The organism is Streptomyces sp. NPDC002835 (genome assembly GCF_053591995.1).
In genome coordinates this window covers 1-7134 of sequence record NZ_JBSFUW010000089.1, presented here as the reverse complement: position 1 = coordinate 7134, position 7134 = coordinate 1, and the positions used below count along the sequence as shown (strand labels likewise).

Here is a 7134-nt window from a genome sequence, read left to right as displayed (position 1 = left end):
TCTTCAAGACCGCCCCTGACTAACTACCGCCCGCTACACTCCAGCCGCCCGGCATCGTCCCAGGTCAGACACCAAAGTCCTGCTGGAGTACTAGTACTCCAGCAGTACTTCGTGGCTTGACCTGGGGGAACGTGGAGCGGTGGGAGCGTAGCGGCAGGGCGCTGTCATGGACGGCTTCTGCCCGCGGGCCCCTCGAAGGAGTGCCCACGGCGGCGATGTCGTCCCGGGCCGGGGAAGCCTCAGGCCGTGATCACCGAACAGGCAGCTGAGACCTGGGACCGCGACCTGGACCGCCTCTTCGCCACCATCGGGCACCACTTCGGCCGCGTCGAACCCCGCCGCCGGATGCGGGACTACGTGCGGGCGCTGCTCGCCCCGGTGGCCCGCAAGAACGGCTGGGTGCGCCACGAGGCGCCATGTGACCGAGTGGAGGTGCGAGACCTCCACCGCCGGGCCGTCGCAGCGGCCAGGTAGAAGCTGAGGGCAGTCCGGGCCGGGGAACGCCGGTGAGGACGGGAAACAGCCCTGACAACGCCGGGACGGCGCGGTACTGCCAGACGCGTCGGGTTCGGCAAGCAAGGCCAGAAGGCGTACGAAGAGGAATCCGTGTAAAGCTCCGTAAGTCTTGTCACCGGGCTCCAATCTGGCGGATATGGACCCGGGGTGCAGTGCGTGACCGCTTGCTTCGGCAGGGGCGGTCAACTCCGAAGCCGGTCTCCAACTGCCGGTGGGGAGGCCACGCTGAAGGTCTGCGGCGTAGGCGTGGTGATGCTGCCGGGGTAGTAGCGGGACGCCGACCTGGCCGATCGGCACATGGTGAACGTGGGAACCGCCTGCGGTCGCCCTTCTTCTCCGGACAGCCGGTCCGGCGAGGAGGGCAGGCCCGTTGCCGGCTGAGGTCCGCAGGTGGGGCGGAGGCCCCGTAGTAGTCCGAGCGGAGGAAAGCTCCGTGCATGGCGAAGGGGGCCAGCAAGTCGGCAGGGAGGATGCTGCAATGCCAGGAGGCCGCTGGTGAATACCGACGCGCTGGAGTTCGCGCTGCTCAAGGCCGAGCGCCGGGTACTGGAGATGCAGACCAAACTGCACTGTTGGGCGACCGACGATCGTGATCGCCGGTTCGATGACCTGTTCAATCTCGTTGCTGATACCGCGTTCCTGCTGGTCGCGTGGGTTCGGGTGAGGAGGAACAGGGGCGCGCGCTCGGCCGGAGTGGACGGGCAAACGGCCCGTTCCGTGGAGGACGGGCAAGGCGTCGAGGCATTCCTCGACGAGGTGCGGTCCGACCTGAAGGACCGCACCTTCCGTCCGCTTCCCGTGCGGGAAAGGATGATCCCCAAGCCGGGGACGGCCAAGCGCCGTCGGCTGGGTATTCCGACCGTGCGGGACCGGGTGGTCCAGGCGTCCCTGAAGCTGGTACTGGAGCCGATCTTCGAGGCGGATTTCCTCCCGTGCTCCTACGGGTTCCGCCCGAAGCGCCGGGCTCACGACGCGCTCGCCGAGGCACACCACTTCGCCAAGAACTCCTATGAGTGGATGGTGGAGGGGGACATCGAGGCGTGCTTCGACTCGATCGACCACACGGCCCTGATGGGCCGGGTGCGTCGCCGAGCCGGAGACCGGCGCGTCCTTGACCTGGTGAAGGCGTTCTTGAAGTCGGGCATCCTCAGCGAGGCTGGCCAGTCCAGGAACACCGATTCCGGCACTCCGCAGGGTGGGATCCTCTCGCCGCTGCTGGCCAACATCGCCCTGTCGGTTCTCGATGAGTTCATCGCGGCCGGTCCGGGCGGGCCGAACTCCACGCCAGGCCAGCGGGCCCGGCGACGTCGGCAGAATCTGCCCAACTACCGGCTCTTCCGGTATGCGGACGACTTTCTGATCGCCGTGACCGGGACTCGTGGACAGGCCGAGGACATGCGCACCCAGGTGGCGGAAGTACTCGCCCCGATGGGACTGCGTCTGTCGGTGGAAAAAACGGCGATCACTGTGTACTTCACTGCATGACCCTATTGAGCCCGGGAGGGCCGATGCTCAGCACTCCGAACGCGGACAAGGCCTGGAAAGGCATGACGAGGTCATTCCCGACCCCGGAGGCGCCAGGCCAGTATGCCGCCCCGGGCAAGGCGGAGAGGTCGGCTTACGCCGTGCTGCTGCATGGGCCGGCTGCGCGCTCAGGCAGCGCCGACGCGAGTCAGTGGCTGCTGCTGCGCGACCGCACAGCGAAGCGCCTGCAACCGACGCTGCGCTTGCCGAATACCTCCTCCATGCTGGTCAGGCGGCATGTTGATACTCGTGGAGGGTGCCGCCGAGTCGCGCTCGCCGTCGTATGTCCAGATGGGCGATCCGGTCCGGGTCCTCGATCGGAGCGGGCAGCGAGTGGAGAGGGCGGGCATTCGCAAGACCCTGGTGCGGCCGGTGCTCGTTATAGAACGTCTCGAACTCGCGCAGGGCGTGCAGGAGATGGCGCTGGTTCCAGATCAACGTACGGTCTAGCAGCTCTCGCCTGCAGGTCTGCACCCACAGCTCCATGATCGAGTTCATGCGCGGCATCCGGACGCCTCTGAGCACCACCTCGATACCCGCGTCCTTGAGCACCTCGTCGAACGGCCGTGGGAACTTCCCGTCCCGATCCCTGATCAGATAGCGAGCCCGGCAGCCGGCGTCCTCGAGGTCCATGACGAGATTCCTCGCAGCCTGGACCACCCAGGACGCGGTCGGGTGCGCGGTCGCGCCCAGGATCCGGATCCGGCGGTTCGCGTGCTCGATCGCGGCGAACACGTACAAGCGGGCCCCGGGCAGAGTGACGGCCTCGAAGAAATCGCACGCCAGGAGCGCGTCGGCCTGGGAGCGCAGGAAGTCCGCCCAAGTGCTGGAGGCCCGCTCGGGCGCCGGGTCGACGTCGGCCTCCTTCAAGATTTCCCAGACCGTGGATGCTGCCACCTTCACCCCGAGTACGAGCAGCTCACCGTGCAGGCGCCGATAGCCCCAACTTGGATTTTCCCTGGCCAGGCGCAGCACCAGCGCCCGGATCGAGTGCACGGTGCGGGGCACGGCCTCCGCGCTTCGGCCGGGACTGGGAAGCGTGTCGGCGGGCGATGACGTTGCGGTGCCAGCGCAGTACCGTGTCCGGCCGCACCAGCAGCCTCATCCGGCGCAGCACTTCCCGTGGCAGGCCATGGAGGAGCGACGCCAAAAACGCCCGGTCGCTCGCGTGGAACCGGACCTGCTGCCCGTTCAGCTGCCGTTCCAGAACGCCGATCTGGTGGCGCAAGGCCAGGATCTCGACATCTTTCTCCCGGTCGCTCATCGGCAGCAGTCGCAGCATCGCGAACGCGTTCGTCACACCCAGGTACGCCAGTCTCAGCAGCACGACCGATCATCATGCCGCGCCAACCGGCGCCGCGCGATACCGGCGACTCGATCGGCCTCGGCCAACGCCCAAACCCGATCCCACCTGCGTGGATGAGGTATTCGGCAAGGGCAGCGTCCGGCCGATCGCAGTAGCGAGTCGTGGATGCCGTCGGCATAGAGCAGGCCGCCGACGTCCGCGCGGGCCTTGGCCAGCGCCGAGTCGGCCCGGAAGCCGCCCGCCCCGACCAGCAGCGGCAGTTCCTGGAGCGCGCGATGGGCGGCGTCGACCGCGTGTGCCTTGACCTCGCGGGACCACAGGTCCGCGTGCGGGCTGCCGGAGGCGGTCAGCCGCGCTGCCTGTTGGTCACTCCCAGCTTGCCGAGCAGCGTACTGACGTGGTCCTTGACGGTGGTCGCGCCGATGAACAGCCGTTTTGCTATCTCGGTGTTCGACATCCCCTCGGCGAGCAGGGCCAGCACCTCGCGCTCCCGCGCGGTGAGGTCCTCCTCCATACGGTGAGTGCCCGGCGGGCCCGGCGACGGCTCGCTCGCCTCCGCGCGTAGATAGCCGCCTACGACGGTCCGCGCCACCTTCGGCGCGATGACGCTGCCGCCCGCGGCGAGTTGCTGGATCGCGTACTGCAGCTGTTCGGGAGCGGTGTCCTTGAGGAGGAAGCCGGAGGCGCCGCCACGCAGGGCCGCCGAGAGGTGCTCGTCGGCGTCGAAGGTGGTGAGCATGGCGACGACCGGGGGCTCGGGCAGCGCCCGCAGTTCGGCGAGCACGCTGAGCCCGTCGCGGTCCGGCATCCTGATGTCCAGCAGCACGACGTCGGGCCGGCGCAGCCGGGCTTCGCGGGCGGCGGTCCCGCCCGAGCAGACGGCGACGACATGGGCGCCGTCGAATCCGTCGACGATCCGCCAGAGTCCCTCTCTGATCAGGATCTCGTCATCGACGATCATCACCTGCACTGCTGAACGGTTCATACGGCCGGACCCCACTCAAGCGTTCGTGAGCGCCCTCAGCATAGGCGCTGCAAGGACCCCGGGCGCACGGGCGATGCCTGCCCCTGCCGGCCATGGGCAAGGATGGGGGCTATGCACTGGAAAAGGCCGCTCGCAAGGCCGCTGGCGAGGTCGCTCATATGGCTGGTCGCCGTCGCCGTCCTGATCGCCGCCACCGCGTGTGCGGGCCCGTCGCGTCCGGCGCCCCGCAAGGACGCGGACGGGGGGAAGAGCGCGGGATCCAACGCCTCGGCGGCGACGCCCGCGCCGCAGCGCTCCGGTGTGCCGTTCGCCGGGCTGCCGTCCGTGGGCGTACTGCTCGACGGGGAGGACGGGGAGAACGGCCACTGGTGCACCGCGAGCGTCGTCGACAGCCCGAAGGGCAACATGGTCACGACCGCCGCGCACTGCGTGTTCGGGGGCGGGTCCGCCAAGGAGGACTTCTCGTTCGCGCCGGGGTTCCACGGGGCGGGCGGCACCACCCCGTACGGCACGTGGAAGGTGCGCGCGGTGCAGGTCGACGACGGGTGGAAGGACGACGGCGACGACGCCCACGACTACGCCTTTCTGACGCTGGACCCGGACGAGCGGGGCCGCCAGGTCCAGCACGTGGTGGGGGCGGCGGCGCCCGACTGGTCGTCCGGTCCGAGGCGCCGGGTGACCGTCGTCGGCTACCCGAACGAGGAGCACAACCCGGCGAACCAGGCCGTCGCGTGCACCACGGACACCGCCGACGACCCGGACTTGGACGGCTCGATGCTGATGGAGTGCGGCGGGTTCTGGGACGGTACGAGCGGCAGCCCGTGGCTCGCCGACTACCGGGACCCGAAGCATCCGGGGCGGCTGATCGTGGTGTTGAGCGGCGGCGACACGGACGCGGAGTCGACGGCGGTGCTGTTCGGGGCGGAGGCCCGCGCGCTGTACGAGCGGGCGGCGGCGGCCTCCTGACCGCCACCACCCGCCGCCACCGCCCGCCGCGAGGACGTCCGCGTTACGCCGTTACGCGTCACGCCGCTGCCGGGACCGGGAGTTCGGCCGTCGCGGGCGAGCAGCACCACCAGATCCAGATCCTGGAGATCCTCTCCTCCGTCGTCGGCGGTACGGGCCTGCGCCACGCCCTGGACCTGCCGACCGAGGGGCAGCCGGTGCTGCGCGCCTCGCTGTCCCGCCGGGCGCGGGCCCAGGCCTGTCGTCACGCGAGACGGCTGCTCTGCGTGGCTGATCAGTGGTCGGCGGCGGGCAGCTCGCCCGTGCACGTGGCCCGCCCGTACTCGCCCGTTGCCGTGGCGCGTTGGACGTGCTTGTCGCGGATGGCAAGGGTGCAGGCGGCCTGGCCGCCCTTGCCGTCGAGGACGATGGCGACTGTCGGGCTCTTGCCGACCGGGACGTCGACTGTCTTCTTCCACGGCAGGGTGACGCCCTTCTCGACCGTGGCCGCGCCTGCCTCGCTGCGGGCGAGGTAGGAGATCTCCACCGTGCCCTCGCCGGTGACTTCGTACGTCACCTCGACGGTCGGCACCGCGCGCGGCTTCGGCTCCTGCTCGTCGGTGTTGAGCATGCCGTAGCCGACGAGCCCGCCACAGGCGAGCAGCAGCACGACGGCGATCGCCAGGCCCTGACGTCCGCCCGTGCCTTTGCCGTCGCTTGTGGCGCTTTCGTTCACCGAATCGCCGGCGGCTGTTTCGGCAATCGCCGCGCTCTTGGCGTTTGCCTCGTTTTCCGGCTCGGCGCTTTCCGTGGATTCCTTGGAGAACATGAGCGGGACCGGCTTTCGGTGAGTCGGCTGACGGTGAACCGGGCAGTTATACACCACACCTTCGGTGCGGCGCGAGCGAGCGGAGGAAACGGGCGGATCGCCTCGCTTTCGCGCCGGTTATCTTCCTGATTGTCCGTCCGCTTGACATGACGTCGTGTCAGTGAATAGAAATCGGCTGCCACGTGGGTGAGTTCGGGTTTTGTCCGTTCTCGCTCGCGTTGCGCAGCAACACCCCCAACCGGGCGGAAACCTTCGCTCCGGCTCGTTCGGCGTGCCCATTTCGCGTACGGCGGGTGGGTCGTTGATGCCGAAAGGTATAGAGGTGAAAGTTCCCTACAGGAGATATATCTCCTGTTTGGTTGTCTCGGCGGTGGCAAGCACGCTGCTGCCACAAGTGGCGTATGCGGCACCGGCTTCGGACAGTTCCGGCGGCAGCGGCGAGGGAATCGTCGACACCGTCGCGGGCTGGTTCTCGGATGATGGAGAGGGGGTGGAAAAGCCCCCGTCGTACGGAAAGCTGGGAATAGCCGACCGGCAGAAGCTGCCCAAGGGTAAGAATGATCCGAAGGCCAAGCGGGTCAAGGAGCTGACGGACCGCCGGACGTCCAACGCGCGTTTCTGGCAGCTGTCGGACGGGCGGGTCGAGGCGGAGCTGTCGGCGGCGCCGACCTCCTACCGGGACGCGTCGTCGAAGTCGTGGAAGTCGATCGACACCGCGGTCAGAGCGACGAAGGCCAAGGGTTTCGACTTCGCGAACACGACGAACACGGGCCGGAGCTGGTTCGGTTCGGACCCCGGCCGGTTGCTGCGGTTCGAGGCCGGCAGCGGTGAGGCTGTCACGCTGGGTCTGGTGGGCTCGGGCGGGGAGCTGAAGCCCGAGGTCAGGGGCGGCACGGTCACCTACAAGGGTGCGGCAGGCGGCGCCGATCTGCAGTACCAGGTCGGTCCCGGCCGGGTGAAGGAGAACATCACCCTGGCGCGGCGTCCCGCCGGTCCGGTGAAGTACACCTTCACCCTTGACACCGAGGG

The 7134-nt window shown here is 68.8% G+C and carries 5 protein-coding genes and 2 pseudogenes; 4 read left to right on the top strand and 3 right to left on the bottom strand.

Annotated features, from left to right (window positions below):
• Window positions 1-285 precede the first annotated feature (285 nt).
• Window positions 286-399 (top strand): annotated as a pseudogene (locus ACWD01_RS36765) (IS701 family transposase); the annotation flags it as partial.
• Window positions 400-1011: 612 nt separating this feature from the next.
• On the top strand, window positions 1012-2001 hold the full coding sequence (locus tag ACWD01_RS36760; RefSeq protein ID WP_451168250.1) for a reverse transcriptase domain-containing protein: 990 nt from the start codon (window positions 1012-1014) through the stop codon (window positions 1999-2001).
• 267 nt (window positions 2002-2268) lie between these two features.
• Here the strand turns inward: ACWD01_RS36760 and ACWD01_RS36755 are convergent.
• Together ACWD01_RS36755 and ACWD01_RS36750 are read right to left on the bottom strand one after the other, a co-directional pair.
• Window positions 2269-3367: pseudogene (locus ACWD01_RS36755) on the bottom strand (helix-turn-helix domain-containing protein).
• 325 nt (window positions 3368-3692) lie between these two features.
• Window positions 3693-4331, bottom strand: coding sequence for a response regulator (locus ACWD01_RS36750; protein WP_451168248.1), 639 nt, complete (start codon window positions 4329-4331; stop codon window positions 3693-3695).
• A 111-nt stretch (window positions 4332-4442) separates the two neighbouring features.
• On the opposite strand from ACWD01_RS36750, the gene ACWD01_RS36745 reads away from it, so the two are divergent.
• Entirely contained in the window at window positions 4443-5297 is an 855-nt protein-coding gene (locus tag ACWD01_RS36745; protein ID WP_451168246.1) for a trypsin-like serine protease, read from the top strand.
• 274 nt (window positions 5298-5571) lie between these two features.
• Here the strand turns inward: ACWD01_RS36745 and ACWD01_RS36740 are convergent, their stop codons facing one another.
• Entirely contained in the window at window positions 5572-6105 is a 534-nt protein-coding gene (locus ACWD01_RS36740; RefSeq protein WP_451168244.1) for a hypothetical protein, read from the bottom strand.
• Between the two features lie 490 nt (window positions 6106-6595).
• Between ACWD01_RS36740 and ACWD01_RS36735 the strand changes: the two genes are divergently transcribed.
• The coding region (locus ACWD01_RS36735; RefSeq protein WP_451168242.1) for a hypothetical protein at window positions 6596-7134 on the top strand (539 nt) is incomplete at its 3' end.

Coding starts and splice junctions, on each gene's coding strand:
- ACWD01_RS36740 (WP_451168244.1), bottom strand. CDS start 6,105: ATGTTCTCCAAGGAATCCACGGAAAGCGCCGAGCCGGAAAACGAGGCA.
- ACWD01_RS36750 (WP_451168248.1), bottom strand. CDS start 4,331: ATGAACCGTTCAGCAGTGCAGGTGATGATCGTCGATGACGAGATCCTG.
- ACWD01_RS36745 (WP_451168246.1), top strand. CDS start 4,443: ATGCACTGGAAAAGGCCGCTCGCAAGGCCGCTGGCGAGGTCGCTCATA.